The organism is Pseudobythopirellula maris (genome assembly GCF_007859945.1).
Classification (GTDB): domain Bacteria; phylum Planctomycetota; class Planctomycetia; order Pirellulales; family Lacipirellulaceae; genus Pseudobythopirellula; species Pseudobythopirellula maris.
In genome coordinates this window covers 1321812-1341669 of record NZ_SJPQ01000001.1, presented here as the reverse complement: position 1 = coordinate 1341669, position 19858 = coordinate 1321812, and the positions used below count along the sequence as shown (strand labels likewise).

Genomic DNA, 19858 nt, shown 5'->3' with positions numbered 1-19858 from the left:
GAGGTGTCGCCTTGAGAGGGGACTGCTGGGCGAGTTGCGCCGATACAGGCATTAGAACGCAAATAATCGGTATTTCAGGGCTGAAATGGGCCCGAGCGGATCGCCGATAACCCTTGCGCCAGGGGATAAAGTGCTGGCGTGGCCAGCGGCGCCGTGATAGCCTGTCAGTAGGTATCTGGGCGGGTTTTCGCGGGTTTGTCGCGAGTGCTCCGCTTGGTGTGCCTAGCACTCGTCACCGGCGGCCCCCTGCTCAAGCCCGGAACCTTGGCTGGGGGGAGAAGCGAGAGCGTCAGGAAGACCGTTTCGCGCAAACGCCAAACGTTGCGCGTCCGTTTGCGATGCAAGCGGCGTCTTTCTGCGTAACTAATCAGAGAACATAGGCCCTATATTTCCCTTCCCGTCCGACGGCGCCCGGTTGGCGTTCCTGTCGATGAGGGAAACTATTTGCTGACTGCCTGCAAATGGCTGCGTTGACCATGGACAAATTGCTCGACCTGATCAAACGCAGCGGTTTGATCGAGGCCGACCGGCTCGAGAAATTTCTCGAGAAGGCTGCGGAGCAATCGGGCGGCGTCGTGCCTCAGGGCGACAAAGAGTTCGCCCAGCTCTTCATCGACGAGGGGCTCCTCACGCAGTGGCAGGCCGACAAGCTGCTGGCCGGCAAGCACCGCGGCTTCATGCTCGGCAAGTACAAGCTGCTCGGCCAAATCGGCAAGGGCGGCATGAGCGCGGTTTACTTGGCCGAGCACATCATGATGCGCCGCCGGGTGGCGATCAAGGTGCTGCCCAAGAACCGGGTGGCCGACAAGTCGTACCTCGAGCGTTTCCAGCTCGAGGCCCGCGCCGTTGCGAAGCTCGACGACCCGAACATCGTGCGGGCGTACGACATCGACAACGAGGGCGACACGCACTACATCGTCATGGAGTACGTCGAGGGCCGCGACCTGCACCAGATCGTGGCGCAAGACGGCCAGCTGCCGTTCGAGACGGCGGCCGACTACATCGCCCAAGTCGCCGGTGGGCTGGAACACGCCCACCAGATGGGCCTCGTGCACCGCGACATCAAGCCGGCCAACTGCCTGGTCGACAACCACGGCACGGTCAAGCTGCTCGACATGGGCCTAGCCAAGGTGACCGGCGACGAGGGCTCGCTCACCCTCGCGAACGAAGAGACCGTGCTCGGCACGGCCGATTACCTCGCCCCGGAGCAGGCCGTCAACAGCCACGAGGCCGACGCCCGCAGCGACATCTACAGCCTCGGCTGCACGTTCTACTTCCTGCTGGTCGGCAAGCCGCCGTTCCCCGAGGGGACGATCACCGAGCGGCTGCTCAAGCACCAAACCGAGGAGCCCGAGGGGATCCTCTCGAGAAGGCCCGACTGCCCTTTGTCGCTCGTCGACCTCATCAAGCGGATGATGTCGAAGAAGGCGTTCAACCGTCCCGCCACGTCCGGCGAGGTTGCCAGCGAGCTCAAGAAGTGGCTCTCCGAGCGCGGCCGCTCGGTCGGCGGAGCCACGGTCCGCGACGACGAGCCCGGGGTCGGCAGCGGCATCCTCGGGCGTTTTTCGGCGCCGTCGTCCCACGGCGCCAGCAGCGGTGGCTCGAGCAAGATCGGGCCCGCCGGGTCGCAGGGTTCGAGCGCCGGCAGCGGATCGATGACCGGTGACCGCGACACGAAGCGGCTCGACGGCAGCGGCGCCGACACGCTCGACGAAGACATCGGCCTCGCCCCGATCGAGGACGAGGAGCTGAACAAGCCGGGCAAGAAGCCCGCCCCGGCGTCGAGCCCCTCGAAGGGGCCCAGTCCCTCGAAGACCAAGTCATCGCCCTCGTCCGGCGTGTTGGGTGACAGCCGACCGTCGCTCACCGACAAGCCAGGCGGCGACAGCAGCAAGGCGGGCCAATCGGGCCCGCCGCGGTCGATCTTCGAGGAGGTCTACCACGAGGAAGAGGACGACCCGATCGCCCGTCGCGCGGCCCGCGCCTCGGAGTACGACCCGCTCCACCCGCCCGGCTACGTGAACCCATACAACAGAACGCCCGCTTGGGTGTGGGTCTTGGCGGGCGTGGCCGCGGTCGTTGTGATCGGTCTGTTCATCGCGATGAACAACTGATCGCTTCGCGACACGCGTCACCCGCGGCGCGGGAGCGATTCACTCGAGCAAAGGCCACTCTGGGCTTTTGAGTAGCCAATCGGCTGGGCCCTTGAGACGCCAATCGGCTGGGCCTCCGAGACGCCAATCGACTAGAGCGGTTTTCGAATAGGTGTGGACGAGCGGGGAAGCGATTGGCGGCGTGGCGAGGAAGCCGAAGCAGGCAATGCGGTGCATTGTCGATGCAGGCTGACGAAGCCATGACGCCGATCGCGAGCCGAGCGTCTACACCTATGAGCAAACCGCTCTAGCGGTGTCGATTCACGGTGCGGCGCCCAAAACGCCGGTCTGCTGCTTCACCGAGGTAGGAGACGCCGTGCGGACGGTCCGCCAATCGACGCCGATCATCAGGCAGTTCACCCCCGAGCCGATGCCAAGCAGCGCGACCCGGTCGCCCGCCTCGATCGCGCCCGACTCCTCGGCGATCGACACGGCCGACGGCAGCGCCGCTGCGCCCGTGTTGCCGAGCCACTCGAGCGTGGCGAAGTCTTTGGCCGGGTCGAGCGACATCTCGGCGAGCATCATCTTGCGGTGTGCGGCGCCGACCTGATGGCAGACCGTGCGGTCGATCTGCTGGCGGTCCCAGCCGCTCTCCTGAAGGAACCCCTCGAACGCCTCGGCGCCGAGCGCCACGCCGGCCCGCATCAGCCGCTCGCTGTCGGTCCGCATCGCTTGGGAAAGGCCCTCGCTGCGGCAGAGCGTGTGGTGCGACGTGTCGGCCAGCCTCCAGGCCGTCTCGAGCCGGTTGCCGGTCTGGCTGAGCCGCTCGTGGCAGAGCACCATCGCCGCGCTCGCCGAGCCGATCGTCAGCGAGGCGATCGAGTCTTTGACCGCCGAGCGGGTGAGCGACTCGTCGGCGTTGAGGCTCGCGATCGTGTCCTCGACCAGCGAGCGACCGCACTCCGTGCCGACCACCACGCCGGCGTCGATGTGCCCCAGCTCGATCATGCCGGCGATCTGCACCGCGCCCGTGAGCACGCCGAGGCAGGCGTTCGACACGTCGAACACGTCGCAGCGGCTCGGCAGGCCGGTCTCGTGGTGCACGCGGCAAGCGGTGGCGGGCTCCAAGTGGTCTCGGCAGACCGAGCCGTGCACCAACGCGCCAAAGTGCTCACGGCTGAGGCCGCTCTTCTCGATCGCCAGGTTCGCGGTGCGGATGCTCACGTCGCCCGGCCGCGTGCCGGCCGGGAAGAACCGCCGCTCGCGGATGCCCGACATCAGCTCCAGCCGCCCGGCCGGCAGCCGCAGCCGCTCGTAAAGCGGCGCAAGACGCTCCTCGATCTGGGCCGTCGTGACCGCCTCCTCGGGCAAGACGTGGGCGACGCTTTCGAGGCAGACGTGGCGGAAACGCATGGCGTGGGGGGCTGACAGGGGGGGAGTTACTGGAGTAGCGAGGGCCACGGCTCGTACCATTCGGCCGGGCCCGCGGGCGAGCCTCCAAGATACCGCCCCCAGCGGCGAGCGGTAAGGCTTTCGCCGCGGGCGGAAAGCCGCGGTTTGTGAAGCGCAGACGCCCCATGTTGTGCTATCGCCAAGCGGTCGGCGCTAAATACGCTTTTTCCTCGCACTCGGCGTGACAACCGGCTAGATTTCCCGGCGACTTGCACCCCCTGCAAACGAGACCGCCTGACAACGGTCGCTTCCCCCGGAGATTCCCGCCCAAGGCGAATTCTAGGACAGAATCAACAGGACGCCTTTGCCGGCGTCCGAGCTCGAACCATTCGGCGTGTTAGGGACGACACGTGTCGTGGGCACGGAGACGCTGCTAGCGTTCTCCCACCACGCGGCAACACGCCTATCAGCAGGTGGGAACTCCCCCGTGTGCCTCGCGCACACGGGTCTCTCTCTGCAGCCGCTTCGGGCTCACCCCCTCCCACACGCCCGCACGTGTTGGGTTTCTGCCTGAGCTTCGCCCCCGCCAAGAGGGAAACTCTTATTTCCACCCAGCGGCGTCGGGATGACGCCGCTCTCAACAAGGGAGTGACAAGTCATGGTCAAGCCGATCATCGCTATCAACGCCGATTTCCGTTCCGAGACAAACGACAAGCCCGCCTTCAGCTTCGTGACAGCCGGCTACTACGACGCCCTGATCGAGGCCGGCGCCGTGCCGATGATCCTCCCCCCGCTCGCCGAGGAGGAGGACCTGCACCTCATCCTCGACCGCGTCGACGGCGTGCTGATGGTCGGCGGTTCGGACCTCGACCCGCGGCGTGACGGCTGGATGCTGCACCCCACGGTCCGCCCGCTCGATCCCCGCCGCGAGTCGTTCGACCGCATGCTCGCCCGCGTGGTGAGCGAGCGCCGCGTGCCGGTGTTCGGCATCGGGCTCGGCATGCAGCTCTTGAACGTGACGATGGGCGGCAACCTGTTCCTCCACATCCCCGAGGACCTGCCCAACGCGCTGCCGCACAAGGACCCCCTCGACCCGTCGCACCGCCACACGCTCGAGCTCACTCCCGACTCGATCATGGACCGCGTGTACGGCGACGGCGAGCTCCGCGTCAACAGCTGGCACCACATGGCGATCGACTCGCTGGCCCCCGGCTTCGAGGTGACGGCCCGCTGCCCGGACGGCGTGGTCGAAGCGATCGAGAGCCGCATCCCGGGCTGGTTCGCCATGGGCACCCAGTTCCACCCCGAGGCCGGCACCGCCTCGGCGCTCGACCTGCGGATCTTCGAGGAGTTCCTCTCCGGCGTGAAGGGCGAAGAGCCCGCCGAAGTGAAGCTCGTCGCCTGAGGCAAGCAAGCCGCAAGATCGAGCACGGAAGCCGTAAGGCCGGTGGGCGCAAGCCCACCGGCCTTTTTTTGCGTCCGTTGCGCATACAGCATCGCGACGCAGCGCCTCTAACGGATCGCCCAGCGGGTAGCCCAGGTTCTTGAACCTGGGTGGCGAAGCCACAAGAAGCCGCCGTTGGGCGTGGCCAAATCCGTTGCGCCGCTCGCCAAACGGCGTCTGCCCTGGTGCTTCCTGTCGCCTGCGGCGACCCAGGTTTGAAAACCTGGGCTACCCGACTACCTATGCTTCGAGTTGGGGTGGCGGGGGCGCTCCCGTCAGGGAAGCCCCCGGGCCAGCGAGAGCGGGTCGGTGGCGCTCGGGGGCTTCCGCTAGCGCGGTGCGCCCCCGCCACCCCATGCGAGGGCGGTGAAACTGGCGGCCAAGAATTTCTTTGCGCGACTTGTCCGCCTTCGGCGGACTCCGCCGTGCTCCGCTACTCGACCTGATGGCAACGACTTAGAACAAAACCACGAGTGGCCCACGCCGCCTGCGGATTCACATCCGCGGCTCGCTTGCGACGCTGGCTAACAGCTAATCGTCACGCCGAGCTGCTCAACAAACGCCCGCACCCATGGCCCATTCGCCGGCCACGCCGGCGCGGTAACGAGATTGCCATCGACACAGACGCTGTCGAGGCCCTCGGAAGGTTCGTCCCACACGCCGCCCGCCAGCTCCACGTCTGGCCTGCACGCCGGGTAGGCCTGCAGGCGGCGGCCCTCGATCACTCCCGCCGCGGCCAGCAGCTGGGCGGCGTGGCAGGTGGCGGCGACCGGCTTGCCGGCGGCGAAGAACGCCCGCACCAAGGCGAGCACCCGCTCGTCGACACGCAGGTACTCCGGCGCCCGGCCGCCGGGGATCAGCAGGCCGGCGAAGTCGTCGGCGCTGATGTCGGCGAACGTGGCGTTGAGCCGGAAGTTGTGTCCTCGCTTCTCGCTGTACGTCTGGTGGCCCTCGAAGTCGTGGATCGCCGTCGTCACGAAGTCGCCCGCCCGCTTGTCGGGACAAACGGCCAGCGGCTCGAGGCCGACCATGCCGAGCATCTGGAAGGGCGCCATCACCTCGTAGTCCTCGACGAAGTCGCCAACGATGAGCAAGACTTTTTTGGGCATGGGATCAGCTTCGGTTGGAGGCAGAGAAGGGGCGGATTGAAAAATGCAAATTGCAAATTTGCAATTTGCAATCCTTCAGCAGGGTGGCCTCTCGTTACTTTTCGTCGAGTTCGAGGATCTCCGGGATACGCTGCACGAGGCCGTCGCGACCGATGCAGGCGATCGTGCTGTGGCCCTCGGCGATGAGCCGCTCGCCGCAGGCGATGCGGTACTCGTGGTCGATCCGCGCGCCGCGGGCGCGGGTGGTGCGGATGTGGATGCGGAGCAGGTCGCCGTAGCGGGCCGGCGAGCGGTAGCGGCAGTCGATCTTGCTCACCACCAGCATGTAGCCGTCGCGCTCCAGGTCGGCGTAGTCGTGGCCCACCTGCTTGAGCAGCTCGACCCGCGCCAGCTCGAAGTAGCGGAAGTAATTCGAGTGGTGGACGACGCCTTGGCCGTCGGTCTCGTAGTAGCGGACCTCGAGGTCGAAAGTGTGTTCTTGCGGCATGCGGCGTTGGTAGGCGGGAAGGGAGGGGCGCCGGGCGGCGGGGCTTGCCCGGGCAGAAGGGGTGTCGGCCGAATCAGCCAACTTAACGCCCCCGTCGGGCGCCGGGCAACGACCCCGGCGCCCCGCAGGCGACGGCGCCGCCGTCCCGGGGGGCTGTCGCCGGGACCGTTGCAACAAGGCGTTTCAGGCTTTATCGTTACGTCCTACCGCCCGGCGCGGGGGCGCCGCTCGTAGGTCCCCTTTCGCTTGGCTTTCCCGCTCAATCCACTTGGGTTTCACCCCCAAACAATCGGCAAGGCTACGCATGAGTATCGGCGAGGGTGATGGCATCGACACGCTCACGATGCGGGGCCGCGATTACCCGTCAATCCGTCAGTTTACGGTCTTCCTCGAGAACCGAGTCGGCCAGCTGATGGAGGTGGTCCGCCGTTTCGAGGGCACGCCGGTGCGGATCGTGGCGCTGACGATCTCGGACTCGACCGAGTGCGCCTTGGTGCGGTTCCTGCTGAGCGACCCCGAGGCGGGTCGCGAGATCCTCGAGCGGGCCGGCCTAGCGATCGTCGAGAGCGACCTGATAGGCGTCGAACTGCCCGCCGCTCCGCAGCCGATTCTTGAGGTCTGCACCGCCTTGCTGCGGGCCGAGATCAACATCACACAGGTCTACCCGCTGCTGGTGAGGCCGACCGGCCGGCCGGCGGTGGCGCTCATGGTTGACAACATCGAGCACGCGCTCGACACGCTCGCCACGAAGGGTTTCGCGGCCATCGGCGAGGAAGACCTCAAGCAGTACGACCAGAACTGAGAGCCCACGCCGCAGCTCCCGCCCCCCAGCCTCCTCGAAGCGACGCCGACGACGCCCATGGCGATCAATGTAACCTGCCCGAAATGTTTCAGCCGGTTCACCGTGGGGGACCAGCACGCCGGCAAGCAAGGGGCGTGCCCCAAGTGCAAGGGGCCGATCACGATCCCCGAGGCCGACGAGGGCGTGGTCATCCACGAGACGCCCGACGGCCCGACCGACGCCAAGGGGCGGCAGGTCCTGAAGACCGCCAAGCGGAAGGACGGCAAGTTCAACCCCGTGGTGGCGGCCGCCGCCGGGGGCGTGGCGCTCCTGGCTGTGCTGGCGGCTCTGCTGCTTCGCGGCAGCACGTTGCTCGAGGAGAGCACCACGGTGCTCGCCGCCGGGGCGTTGGTGATGGGCCCGTTGCTCGCTTGGTCCGGCTACCAGTTCTTGCGAGACGCCGAGCTCGAGCCGTACAGCGGCGGCGAGCTCTGGCTGCGGTCCTTCGGTTGCGGGGCGGTCTACGCCCTTTCGTGGCTCGCCTACATGACGATCGCCGGCCAGCTGGGCGGCGCGGAGTGGCAGGCCGAGGGACTGGAGATCTGGCAGATGCTCGTGCCGGCCGCGGTGGCGGTCGGCGTGGCCACGTTCGCCGGCGTCGTGGCGTTCGACCTCGAGCCGCTGATGGCCTTCTCGAACTGCGCGCTCTACTTCGTCGCCACGGTCGGCCTGCGGCTGCTTGCCGCGTTGCCGGCGGTGCCGGGGTTGGTTGTCGACGGCTAATAGCCGTGGCGAGCCGCAAGCGTCAGCGACCCGAGCGGCTCGCGCGCCGCGTTCTCCACGCCGCTCCGGCGCCGACGCTTGCGGCTCGCTTGCAAAGGATTTTATGCCTTCGATCCTCGACATCCCCGAACTCTCGCTGAGCGGCTCGACGGGCGGCTTGGTCCGCCTGCCGCCGGGGGTCGACGCTCCGGTGACGCCGCGTGTGCGGCAGTTGATCGACACGGCCGAGTTCCGCCGCCTGGCGAGCATCAGCCAGCTCGGCCTGGTGGGCCTCATCTACCCGGGCGCACGGCACACCCGTTTCGAACACTCGCTGGGCGTCTACAACGTTGCGATCGAGTACCTCCGGCAGCTCGCCGGAGACGAGCGGTTTGCGGCCGTGGTGGGTCCCGAGGACGCCGAACTGCTGCTCGTGGCCTCGCTGCTGCACGACCTGGGGCACTGGCCGTTTTGCCACGCGATCGAGGACATGGGCCTGCCCGGCGTGCCGGAGCACGAGATGTTCGCCAACAGCTTCTTGCTGGAGGGCGAGGTGGCCGACACGCTGCGCGACGACTGGGGCGTGCAGCCCCGCGACGTGCTGGCGATGCTCTCCGGCAAGCCGTCGGACCGCACCGGCAGGCTGCTGCGGTCGATCTTGTCCGGGCCGATCGACGTCGACAAAGTCGACTACCTGATGCGTGACTCGCTGCACTCGGGCGTGCCGTACGGGCAGAACTTCGACCGCTCGCGGCTGATCGGCAGCCTGTGCGTGAACGAGGCGGGCGACGGCTTGGCGATCACCGACAAGGGCAAGACCGCCGCCGAGATGATGGTGTTCGCCCGCTACGTGATGTTCAGCGAGGTTTACTGGCACCACGCGGTGCGGTCGGCCACGGCGATGCTGCAGCGGGCGTTCTTCCTGACCCGGGCGAACCTCGACCTCGACGCCTTGTTCCGCACCGACGAAGCGCCGTTTGTGGCGATGATGAACGAGGCGGCCGGCGACGGCCCGGCGGCGGAGCTGTTGGGCGGCTTGTTCGGGCCCTCCAGGCGTCTCTACAAGCGGCTCGCGCAGTACAGCTATTTCGAAGACCCGCAGCTGTACGGGCGGCTGGCCCGCCGGCCTTACGCTTGGCTCGCTCGTTGCGCCGAGGAGTTCGCCGCCGTGTCGAGCAAGGCGCTCTCGCGCGTCGTGGCGCCGCACGAGGTGCTTTTCGACGCGCCGCCCGCCGAGTTGGAGGTGGAGTTCAACGTCGAGGTCTGCTTCCCGAAGCAGGGGGTCTACCGCGCGTTGGGCGACATCTCGCCGATGGTCCGCACGCTCGCGCGTGAGCAGTTCGACGACTACGTCAAACGGGTGCGGATCTTTGTCCACCCCTCGCTGGCCGGGCCGATGCGCGAGCTCCGCTCGTTGCCCGTGCTGCTGGCCGAGGCGATCGACCGCGTCGGTTAGAGCGGTTTGCTCATTGGTGTAGACGCTCGGCTCGCGATCGGCGTCATGGCTACGTCAGCCTGCATCGACAATGCACCGCATTGCCTGCTTCGGCTTCCTCGCCACGCCGCCAATCGCTTCCCCGCTCGTCCACACCAATTCGAATACCGCTCTAGCGGGGGCGTCTCAGAGCGAGCCGGCGATATCCGGCTCGAGAGCGTGCATCACGCGGACCGATTGCTCGCTGAGTCGGTCGCACGAACCTGCGTGCTCGGCGCACTCGACCGCCATTCCCCGGCGTTCGAGCCGGAAGGCGTGCAGGGCCTTCTCGAGTTCGTCTTGGGTGATCGATCCCTGGCGGACCAAGATCTGGTCGATCGGCATACGCCTCGACATCTGCACCAGCATCAATTCGGCCAGGTCGGTGCGGGTGAGCAAGCCTTGCGAGATGGCGGTTTCGCCAAACGGCTCGCGGAGGTCGTCCAGCTGAGTGCGGAGGATGCGGAACACTTGACGCACGCTGAGCTTCTCTTCCTCGATCGCCAACTGACCGAGTGGAACCTGGAGGTCTTGTTGCTCTTCGATCGCTTCGACCAACTGTTGGGCCGTGATCAAACCGCGGTGCATCAGGTAGATTCCGAATTTCATCTTCTGGTTTTTCCTTGCCCGCGTGCGGGGCTTGGGATGGCGCGATACCGTCTGGACTAGTGTGGTGCGGTGAGAATGAAGTGCGTGGCCCCGCAGCAAGACCACTAGAAAAAAGTAGTTTCACTTGCCACCCGGTGTGGCTTGAGCCGCGCCGTTCGCGGCAATCCCCGTGTGAATCGAAAGCGGGCGAGCGGGTTGTGACGGTAAGAATGCGTGTGCGGTTTCGGCGAAATCCCTCTGTAGGGGCGCCCCTATCGCAGGGACTTCACGCAGGCTGCTTAGGGGCACGGCCTCGCAGCGGCAGCCACCTGCCGGCAGTCGCTCGCTTTCGGCGTGCAACTGGGCAAATGGGCTGCTGATGAGTCCGCAGCTAGCTGCGGCTAGCAGGAGCGGGGGGGGCAGGGGGACAAGGCGATCGAATCCAGGCGCCTGGGCCAAACTGCGGCGTGTCCGTGCTGTTAAGAAATGCAGCATAGGAAGGATGGAGAAAACTTGCCGATGCGCCGATAGCAAGGGGTAGCTAGCACTAGTTGTTGGCGAGAACTCGGCAGTGAGGCCGCACGCGGTCTCCAAGCAACGCCCTCCCCCCGCTGCGAAGCCGCCGGCATGCACGCTCCCCGCCCCCGCTATTTACTGTTTGCTGACACGTCAGCCGCCGAAGACGGCGCGCGCCACTGGCGTTTTGCGCTGCACGGCGTTGCCGGCGGCGAGACGGTCACGGCCGGCGACGCCGAGCAAGGCGCCGACCGTGGGCGGCTCGAGTTGCTGGCCGCGGTGCGCGGCCTCGAGGCCCTGGGGCAGCCCTCCGATGTCACGCTGCTGTCGGCGAGCGGCCACGTGGTGCGCGGCGTGCGACGCGGCCTGCGGGAGTGGCGCAACAACCACTGGCGGTGGGAGAGGTTCGGCCGGGTTGTGCCGATCCGCGACTGCGACCTCTGGCGGCGCATCGACCGGGCGTTGGCGTTCCACAGGGTCACCTGCCGCTTGTGGCGGGTCGAGCCGGGTCGACAGGCCGGCGTGGACGAGGCGTTCGACGGCGCCCGTCGTAAGGCCGCCCCGAGTCGCGTTTCGTTCACACGCACGACGGCCGCTCGCACGACCGAGGCGATCGCGGCGGCCCACACGACGGCGGCCCACCCTGCGGTCGCCGAGCCGATCGAAGAGCCGGGCCGCTTCGACGCGCCGGCGATCTTGATCGTGCGGCCCCAACGCGAGCGGCGCCGCAGCCGCTTCCGGCTGCGAGAACGCGACACGCTCACCGACGACTCGGCCCGCCAGCTCGAATCGATCGCCGGCTGAAGCGATCTCCGGCTGAACGGCCGCCGACCAGCCTGGCCCGCCGGCGCCCAGCCGACGAACAACCCGCGGCCCGCCCGCGAACAACATCCACCCAACGACCTGACCCCAGCTTAGAAGAGCCATCCCGTGCGTAGCCAAGCCTTACTCGATTCCATCGGCGCCGTCGTCGAGGGCCGTCACGAGAACCCCTACGAGCTCCTTGGCCCCCACGAGGTGGTGGACAACGGGCGCCGGGCGTTGGCGGTGCGGGCGTTCTTGCCGGGCTCGTCGCGGGTGTGGGTGGTCGATCCTGCGGAGGGCCGCTCGCGACCGATGCGTCGGATCCACCCGGCGGGCCTGTACGAGGCGATCTGTCCGGTTAATGATGAAGCGGAACCCATGTCACCCAAGCTCCCCAGTCCCTATCAGCTCCGCGTCTCCGACGAGCAAGGCAAAGAGAAGATGATCCACGATCCCTACGCCTTTGACCCGCTGCTCACCGAGTACGATCTGCACCTGCTGGCCGAGGGCTCGCACTGGCGGAGCTACGACCGGCTCGGCGCCCACCTGCGTGAGGTGGACGGCGTGGAGGGCGTGAACTTCGCGGTCTGGGCCCCGAACGCGGAGGGGGTGAGCGTCATCGGCGACTTCAACTCTTGGAGTCAGAAGTCGCACGCGATGAAGAAGCACGTCCCCAGCGGGGTGTGGGAGTTGTTCGTCCCCGGCATGAAGCTCGGCACGCTGTACAAGTTCGCCGTCAAGCAGCTCGGCGGCCGTGTTGTGGAGAAGTGCGACCCGTACGGCTTCGCCGCCGAGGTGCCGCCCAAGACGGCGAACATCGTCACGGACCTCGACTCGTACGAGTGGGGCGACTCGGACTGGGCCGCCCAACGCGAGGACCGCAACGCGCTCGACGCGCCGATGTCGATCTACGAGATGCACCTCGGCAGCTGGAAACGCGACCCGGCCGACCCGGACCGTTGGCTCAGCTACCGCGAGCTCACGCCGATGGTCATCGAGTACTGCCTGCGGATGGGCTACACGCACGTCGAGCTGATGCCGGTGAGCGAGCACCCCTTCACCGGCAGTTGGGGCTACCAGACGGTTGGCTACTTCGGCGCCACGAGCCGCTACGGAAGCCCCCAGGACCTGATGTTCTTCATCGATCAGCTGCACCAGGCGGGCCTGGGCGTTCTGATCGACTGGGTGCCGGCCCACTTCCCGAAAGACGACCACGGCCTGCGGCGGTTCGACGGCTCGGCCCTGTACGAGCACGCCGACCCACGCCAGGGCGAGCACCCCGACTGGGGCACGCTGATCTTCAACTACGGCCGCACCGAGGTGCAGAACTTCCTGATCAGCAACGCGCTGTTCTGGTTGGACAAGTACCACATCGACGGCCTGCGGGTCGACGCCGTGGCTTCGATGCTCTACCTCGACTACAGCCGCGAGGGGGACGACTGGATCCCCAACCGCTTCGGCGGCCGCGAGAACCTCGAGGCGATCGACTTCTTCAAGAAGTTCAACGAGGAGGTCCACCTCCAGCACCCCGGCGTGCTGACCGTGGCCGAGGAATCGACGGCCTGGGGCGGTGTGTCGAAGCCGACCTACCTGGGCGGGCTCGGGTTTAGCCTCAAGTGGAACATGGGCTGGATGAACGACACGCTCCGCTACATGCGGCACGAGCCGATCCACCGCAAGTACCACCACGACGAGCTGACGTTCTCTCTGATCTACGCCTTCACCGAGAACTTCTGCCTGCCCTTCTCGCACGACGAGGTGGTGCACGGCAAGGGCTCGCTGCTCGACCAGATGCCGGGCGACACGTGGCAGAAGTTCGCCAACCTGCGGCTGCTGTACGGCTACATGTGGACCCACCCGGGCAAGAAGCTCACGTTCATGGGCTGCGAGTTCGGCCAGTGGACCGAGTGGAACCACGACGAGTCGCTGCAGTGGCACCTCTTAGAGTGGGAGAGCCACCAGGGCCTACAAAACTACACGGCCCACCTCAACCACATGCTGCAGGAGCAGCCCGCGCTGCACGAGGTCGATTTCGATCCGGCCGGCTTCGAGTGGGTCGACTGCCACAACCACGAAGACAGCGTGCTCGCCTACCTGCGGCGCAGCAAGCAATCGGATGATTACCTGCTGAGCGTCTTCAATTTCACCCCCGTGCCGCGGGCGGGCTACAAGATCGGCGTGCCGGAGGGCTGCTGGTTCGAGGAGATCTCGAACAGCGACTCGAGCTACTTCGGCGGCAGCGACGTGGGCAACGGCGGCGGCGTGCAGGCCAAGCCGGTCCCCGCCCAGGGACGCGAGTACTCGATCGAGATCACGCTCCCGCCGCTGGGCGCCGTGGTCTTCAAGCCGCAGAGGGGTTAGGAGCCCGGCCCGATAAAAGCGGGTTGATTGTGGGAGGCGCCGATAACGATATGCCAGCAGTTTCAAGCTAGCCTCGCGTTATCGGCGTCGGAGACGCCTCCCACAGTTGCACCAGCTCAGCGCTGCACCGATTTGGCGCTGCACGGCTCAACCTTCGTCGAACGTGTCCGGGTCGCGGTTCCACTCCAGGCCGGAGTTCTCCAGCAGGTCGGTCAGCAGGGCGATGCGGGCCTCGCGGTAGCGACTGCGGATCGTCGCGGGCAGGCCGAACCAGCGGTCGCCCTCGACGAGGAACGACGAACGCATCTGCTCGAGCGGCTCCATCCGCTGCGAGACTCGCAGCACGTAAGCGATCGAATGGTCGTGGTTGAGCGCGGCGCCGATCTCGCCCTCGCCCAGGTCGAACACCTTCTCCAGCAGGTCCGGCCCGGCGGCCACGAGCGGCTCGGGGGTGCTCAGCCGGAGTGTCGCTTCGCCGGTGGTCTGCGACACGTTGCCGAACGTCAGGAAGCTGAACGGGTCGGTGTCGACCACCTCGACGCCCGCCGGGGCTTCCGCCGAGTCGGCGAAGAAGTTGGCGAGCGGCTTGCCCGAGTCCTGCGCCTCTTTGGCCAGCTCTTCGGCCTTGGCGAGAGCCAGGTCGGCCGCCTTGTCGAGCTTCCAGGCGCGAACGACCTCGTCGCGCACGTCCTCGAGCTCGGGAACCGAACGCTCGGTCTCTTCGATCTTCATCACGAGGTAACGGTTGCCTGCCAGGTCGTACGTCGAGACCGGCTCGAAAATGTCCTTGTTAAATTCGGGGTGCATCATCACCAGCCACAGCGGCGTGGGCTGCGACGCCGACTGGTCGGCGTCGCCAGAGCGGCCGACTTCGGTTTCGCGAAGCTCTTGCACAGAGAGAGGGGTGGTGGTCTCGTAGATCAGGCCGTGCTCCTTGGCGACAGCCGTCAGGTCGGCCAATTCCGCCGGCGGCTCGGGCTTCTCGACGCCGTCGTCCTCAGCGTCGAGCTGAGCGCTGAAGTACTCGTTGTACGACGTGTCGAGCTTGTTGTAGAGTTCCGAAATCACCTCGGCCATCCGCTGCATCGCCAGTTCCTCGGCGAGCCGGCGGCGGATCTCGTCGCGGACTTCGTCGAGCGATTGGTAGCTGTTGCTCGCTTCTTCTTGCTCTTCGGAGGCCGATTCGCTGCCGGCTTCGTCTTCGTCTGTGTCGCTCTCATCGGTGGCGTTGTTGTCACCCGCGCTGTCTCCGTCAGAACCGGCTGGCGAGTCGGCGCTCGGCGCAGCGTCGTCCTCCAGCTGAGCGGCGACCAGGCGGAAAGGCGAACGCCGCCGCACGGCGCCCGACTGCTCCGTCTCCGGCGTGTCGCTTTGCTCGGCTGCTTCCTGGAGCTCGCTGTCGGCGGTGTCGCCTTCGGTGTCGCTCTGCGGCTCTGTAGTTTGCGGCTCAGTTGCCTGCTCCTCTTCGGGCGCCTGCTCTGTGGCGGAGTCGGTAGCGGGCTCCTCTTCCGAGGCGATTTCGTCGTCGACGGTCTCTTCGTCAGCGCCCGGTTCCTGTTCGGCAGTGGCGTCGCTCGGGGCGTCGTCCGTGTCGTCCAGCAGGCCCGCTTCGCCGAAGAGTCCAAGATCGGCTCGGACGAAGCTCTCTTTGTTTTCCTCGTAGTAAGCGGCGATTTGAGCGTCGGTGATTCCGTCGGACACGCGGTCGGCGAATTGATTGAAGTCCGCCTTCACGTACTGCAGCGTCACCCTCTTGGGTGTGCAAAACGCCGGTGTCGGGGAGGGCAACTCGACCCCATACTCCCGCAGGAAATCGGGCTGGGGGACCCGTTCGCGATACTCTTCGAAATAGGCCGCCAATTCCGAGTCGCTCGGTTCGTCGACCTGGTCGACGAAGTCCGAGGCCTTGAGCCCCGCCGCCTCGACCGCCACGCGGTTGTTCACCTTGAGCCAGTCGGTCCACCGCTGCTCGGGGAGCACGGTCTCGAACTGGTACTGATGGCTCGCGGTGTAGTTTCTGGCGAGCATCGCCTCGCGCAGCAGGTCGAAGACGAACTCGATCGTCGCCTTGCGGCCCGAGCGAGAGTTCATGCCCGAGAGGATTTCGCGCATCTGCTGGTTGCTCACGCGGCTGAAGCCCAAAGCGCGGAGGTAATCAACGATCATCTCGTTGCTCACCACCATGCCCGCCTCGGCGGCCCGTTCGGCGAACACCTTGGTTTGGACCACGTCGCGTTCGACGCCTTGCTCGTTGCTTTCCGGCAGATCGAGCGGGCGGATCGTGAGCCGGGGGTCTTGGACCCCCGCGGCGAGCGCGCTCTGGTAGCCGATCTGGAGGACCCGCTGCTGGAACAAGGCTAAGATGCGGCGGTGCATCACCAGCTCCGAGAGCTGCCGCTCGGTGACCCTGCCCCCATCCCAGGTGGCGACCACTTCGAGCGAGCGGTCGGGGCCGGCGCCGTCGCGGCCGCCTGCGGCGTACTGCGCCAGGGGGTCGGCGAGGACGAACGAGAACATCAGCAAGGCGCACAAAATGGCCATCATCAGGCCGGTGTTCTTGCGGAAAACGGTAAAGGGAGTGGCCATATCGGTCGGAAATCGTAAGGAAAACGCCCGCGGGCGTGGTGATCGCAAGGGGAGACGAGACACGTGCCGGCCCCCACCGCCTTGGGCGATGGCTCTTGACACTACCTCCGGCAAGACCCCATGTTTGCAGGCCGGAGCGAACGCGAAGGCCGCCGATTCTATTGCAGATCGACGTAAATGCAATCCCAGTCGGCAGTGTCGACGACAGCCCAAGCGATTCGGTGGGCCGCTTCACGGCGTGGGCGGACGGAAGCGGCATGCTCCCCAGGGCTGCCTGCGGCCGACCGCCGCAGAGCCTGTGGGAGGAGTCCAACCGCGGGTCAGAACGGTCGCAACGGCCCTGAGGCGGCCGTTCGAGACCGGGCGACCCGGACGGTTAGTGCGACGCCACCCCTCGGGAAGAGACTGCGGAAAAGTACGGCGAGGCGCTGATAGTAGCGAAACCAACCGCTTGCCGCTCCCGGGCGCCGAGCGAACGATGCGCGAAGAAGAGCCCAGGGCTTTATCTCTTCATTACACTCGGACATACCAAACTCCGGTCGGGCTATGGCGAAGAAGAAGGCGGCAGGCGGCGGCAACTCACTCGTGATTGTCGAATCCCCCGCAAAGGCGAAAACCATCGGCAAGTACTTGGGCCCCGGCTTCACGGTCGAGGCCTCGGTGGGCCACGTGCGTGACTTGCCGAAAGGCGCCGCGCAGATCCCCGCCAAGTACAAGAAGGAGCCGTGGTCGAACCTCGGCGTGAACGTCAACGATAACTTCACGCCGATCTACGTCACCTCGCCGGGCAAGAGCAAGCAGATCAAGCTGCTCAAAGACCAGCTCAAGAAGGCCGACGCGCTCTACCTCGCGACGGACGAAGACCGCGAAGGGGAAGCGATCAGCTGGCACTTGCTCGAGCTGCTCAAGCCCAAGGTGCCGGTCCACCGCCTCGTGTTCCACGAGATCACCAAAGACGCGATCCAAGAGGCGATCGCCAACCCGCGCGACATCGACGACGGCCTGGTCCGCGCGCAAGAGACCCGCCGCATCTTGGACCGGCTGTACGGCTACGAGGTGTCGCCGCTGCTGTGGCGAAAGGTGCGTCCCAAGCTCTCGGCCGGTCGCGTGCAGAGCGTCGCCGTGCGGATGATCGTCGACCGCGAACGCGAGCGGATGAAGTTCGTCTCGGCCACCTGGTGGGACCTGATCGGCACGTTCTGCAAAACGGACGACGAGAAGCAGCGTCTCGAGACGACACTGGTCTCGGTCGACGGCAAGAAGCTGCCCAGCGGCAAAGACTTCGACCAGCACACCGGCAAGCTGAAGAACGACGCCCTCTTGCTGATGGACGGCCCGGCCGCTCAGGCGCTCGCCGACCGCATCGCCTCGGGCGAGTTCCGTGTCGCGAGCGTCGAGGAGAAGCCGTACACGACCAAGCCGTCCGCCCCGTTCACGACGAGCACGCTGCAACAGGAGGCGAACCGCAAACTCGGCTTCACCGCCCGGCGGACGATGCAGGTGGCCCAGGCGCTCTACGAGAACGGACACATCACTTACATGCGTACCGACTCGACCAACCTGGCCAAAGTGGCGGTCGAGGAAGCGCGCAACTTGGTCAAGAGCGAGTACGGCGACGACTATCTCCCCAGCGAAGCGCGCACCTACACCGGCAAGGTAAAGAACGCCCAAGAGGCTCACGAGGCGGTCCGCCCCGCCGGCACCCCGTTCGCCGTGCCGGGCGTGCTGCAGAGCTCACTCAACTCGGACGAGTTCAAGATCTTCGACCTGATCTGGAAGCGCACGATCGCCAGCCAGATGCAGGACTCGCGCGGCCGGCGGATCGTGGTCACCATCGAGGGGGGCGGCTGCGTCTTCACCGTGAGCGGCAAGACGATCGACTTCCCCGGCTACCTGCGGGCCTATGTGGAGGGCTCCGACGACCCCTCGGCCGAGCTGGCCGACCAAGAGAAGTCGTTGCCCTCGGTCGAAGTGGGTGAGCAGCTCCGCTGCCTCGACCTGTTGGCCAAGGACCACACGACCCAGGCGCCGAGCCGGTTCAGCGAGGCCGCCCTGACTAAGGCGCTCGAAGAGCGCGGCATCGGCCGGCCGAGCACGTACGCCTCGATCATCGACACGATCCTGCTCCGCAATTACGTCTTCAAGAAGGGCGGCGCGCTCGTGCCCACTTGGGTGGCGTTCAGCGTCGTGAAGCTGCTCGAGGATCACCTCACCGGCCTGGTCGATTACCAGTTCACCGCCCAGATGGAAGACGACCTCGACGCGATCAGCCGCGGCGAGCAGCAGCAACTCGAGTACCTCAAGAACTTCTACTTCGGCAACGGCAAGCCGGGGCTCAAGAAGCAACTCGAGAACAAGGTCGACGAGATCGACGCCCGTTCGATCAGCCGTATCCACGTCGGCACGGCCGAAGACGGCGAGGACGTGTTCGTCCGCGTAGGCCGCTACTCGCCGTTCGTCGAGAAGGGGGAGAAGACCGCGTCGCTCCCCGAAGAGCTGCCGCCGGACGAGGTGAAGCTCGAGTACGCCCTCGACCTGCTGGCCCAAGCGGCCAAGGCCGAGGAGCCGCTAGGAACGTGCCCCGAGACCGGCAAGCCGGTCTACCTGAAGGTCGGCCGCTTCGGCCCGTACATCCAACGCGGCGAGACCGACGACGACGAGAAGCCTAAGAACGCCTCGCTCCTGAAGGGCATGTCGCCCGAGGACATCACCTTCGAGACGGCGCTCAAGCTGCTCTCGATCCCCCGCGAGCTGGGCGTCCACCCCAAGCTCGAGGACACGATCACCGCCTACAACGGCCGCTACGGGCCGTACGTGAAGTGCGGCACGGAGACCCGATCGCTGCCGGCCGACGTGTCGCCGCTCGACGTGACGCTCGAACAGGCGATCGAGTTGCTCAACCAGCCCAAGCAACAACGCGGCCGCGGCCAGGCGAAGCCGCCGCTGAAGATCTTCGAGGAGAAGTCGCCGGTCACCGACACGCAGGTGCAGATGCTCGACGGCCGCTACGGGCCGTACGTCACCGACGGCGAGACAAACGCGTCGCTGCCCAAGGGGCAGGCGCCCGACGAGCTGACGTTCAACGAGGCGCTCAATCTGCTGGCGGCCCGCGCCGCGGCGGGAGGGTCGAAGAAAAAGAAGAAGACGACCAAGAAGAAGGCCGCCAAGAAGACCACTAAGAAAAAGGCGGCAAAGAAGACCACCGCCAAGAAGAAGGCGGCCAAGGGGACGAAGAAACGCACGACGGCGAAAGAAGAATGAGCGCATCGCGATAAAGGGTGGCCCCGACAGATTGGCGCGGTGTGGGGCCGGCCTGCATTAGATGCTTGCTCGACAATTTGGCGGGGTCGGGTAGCGACAAGAGGCATTCGAACCGCTGTCGCCTCCTGTGATTCGCACACGGACAATCGGCCGAAAGGTCTTTGCTAGATTGCGAGATCACCCGAGGCCGGCTGTCCGTG

General features: G+C 66.4%; 13 protein-coding genes. 8 read left to right on the top strand and 5 right to left on the bottom strand.

What is annotated here, in order from left to right; genetic code table 11:
• Positions 1–476 precede the first annotated feature (476 nt).
• Positions 477–2114 carry a serine/threonine protein kinase gene (locus Mal64_RS04945; RefSeq protein WP_197525461.1) on the top strand — a complete coding sequence of 546 codons (1638 nt, stop codon included), beginning with the start codon at positions 477–479 and terminating at the stop codon, positions 2112–2114.
• A 300-nt stretch (positions 2115–2414) separates the two neighbouring features.
• On the opposite strand, the gene Mal64_RS04940 is transcribed toward Mal64_RS04945, so the two are convergent.
• Complete coding sequence (locus Mal64_RS04940) at positions 2415–3506, bottom strand: 3-oxoacyl-ACP synthase III (protein WP_146397624.1); 1092 nt, start codon at positions 3504–3506, stop codon at positions 2415–2417.
• Positions 3507–4143: 637 nt separating this feature from the next.
• Between Mal64_RS04940 and Mal64_RS04935 the strand changes: the two genes are divergently transcribed.
• Positions 4144–4890: a gamma-glutamyl-gamma-aminobutyrate hydrolase family protein gene (locus Mal64_RS04935; RefSeq protein ID WP_146397622.1), complete on the top strand. Its 747-nt coding sequence runs from the start codon at positions 4144–4146 to the stop codon at positions 4888–4890.
• Positions 4891–5453: 563 nt separating this feature from the next.
• On the opposite strand, the gene Mal64_RS04930 is transcribed toward Mal64_RS04935, so the two are convergent.
• Both Mal64_RS04930 and Mal64_RS04925 read right to left on the bottom strand, forming a co-directional pair.
• A complete protein-coding gene (locus Mal64_RS04930) occupies positions 5454–6038 on the bottom strand; it encodes a DJ-1/PfpI family protein (protein ID WP_146397620.1) in 585 nt (194 codons plus the stop codon).
• A gap of 94 nt (positions 6039–6132) precedes the next feature.
• On the bottom strand, positions 6133–6525 hold the full coding sequence (locus Mal64_RS04925) for an acyl-CoA thioesterase (RefSeq protein WP_146397618.1): 393 nt from the start codon (positions 6523–6525) through the stop codon (positions 6133–6135).
• Between the two features lie 304 nt (positions 6526–6829).
• Between Mal64_RS04925 and Mal64_RS04920 the strand changes: the two genes are divergently transcribed.
• The 3 genes from Mal64_RS04920 to Mal64_RS04910 all read left to right on the top strand — a co-directional run bounded on the left by Mal64_RS04920 (position 6830) and on the right by Mal64_RS04910 (position 9524).
• Positions 6830–7327 (top strand): acetolactate synthase, encoded by a 498-nt coding sequence (locus tag Mal64_RS04920; protein WP_146397616.1) that lies wholly within the window; start codon positions 6830–6832, stop codon positions 7325–7327.
• A 57-nt stretch (positions 7328–7384) separates the two neighbouring features.
• Complete coding sequence (locus tag Mal64_RS04915) at positions 7385–8089, top strand: hypothetical protein (RefSeq protein WP_146397614.1); 705 nt, start codon at positions 7385–7387, stop codon at positions 8087–8089.
• 103 nt (positions 8090–8192) lie between these two features.
• Positions 8193–9524 (top strand): HD domain-containing protein, encoded by a 1332-nt coding sequence (locus Mal64_RS04910; protein WP_146397612.1) that lies wholly within the window; start codon positions 8193–8195, stop codon positions 9522–9524.
• 165 nt (positions 9525–9689) lie between these two features.
• Here the strand turns inward: Mal64_RS04910 and Mal64_RS04905 are convergent, their stop codons facing one another.
• The gene (locus Mal64_RS04905) at positions 9690–10151 is read right to left on the bottom strand and encodes a hypothetical protein (RefSeq protein WP_146397609.1); all 462 of its coding nucleotides are present in this window, start codon (positions 10149–10151) and stop codon (positions 9690–9692) included.
• Between the two features lie 606 nt (positions 10152–10757).
• On the opposite strand from Mal64_RS04905, the gene Mal64_RS04900 reads away from it, so the two are divergent.
• Together Mal64_RS04900 and glgB are read left to right on the top strand one after the other, a co-directional pair.
• Complete coding sequence (locus tag Mal64_RS04900; protein ID WP_146397607.1) at positions 10758–11450, top strand: RNase H family protein; 693 nt, start codon at positions 10758–10760, stop codon at positions 11448–11450.
• 126 nt (positions 11451–11576) lie between these two features.
• Complete coding sequence (gene glgB, locus Mal64_RS04895; protein WP_146397605.1) at positions 11577–13811, top strand: 1,4-alpha-glucan branching protein GlgB; 2235 nt, start codon at positions 11577–11579, stop codon at positions 13809–13811.
• Between the two features lie 147 nt (positions 13812–13958).
• On the opposite strand, the gene Mal64_RS04890 is transcribed toward glgB, so the two are convergent.
• Positions 13959–16397, bottom strand: coding sequence for a hypothetical protein (locus Mal64_RS04890; RefSeq protein ID WP_146397602.1), 2439 nt, complete (start codon positions 16395–16397; stop codon positions 13959–13961).
• Positions 16398–16943: 546 nt separating this feature from the next.
• On the opposite strand from Mal64_RS04890, the gene topA reads away from it, so the two are divergent.
• Positions 16944–19658, top strand: a complete 2715-nt coding sequence (topA, locus tag Mal64_RS04885; RefSeq protein ID WP_146397600.1) for a type I DNA topoisomerase — start codon at positions 16944–16946, stop codon at positions 19656–19658.
• Positions 19659–19858: the final 200 nt, after the last annotated feature.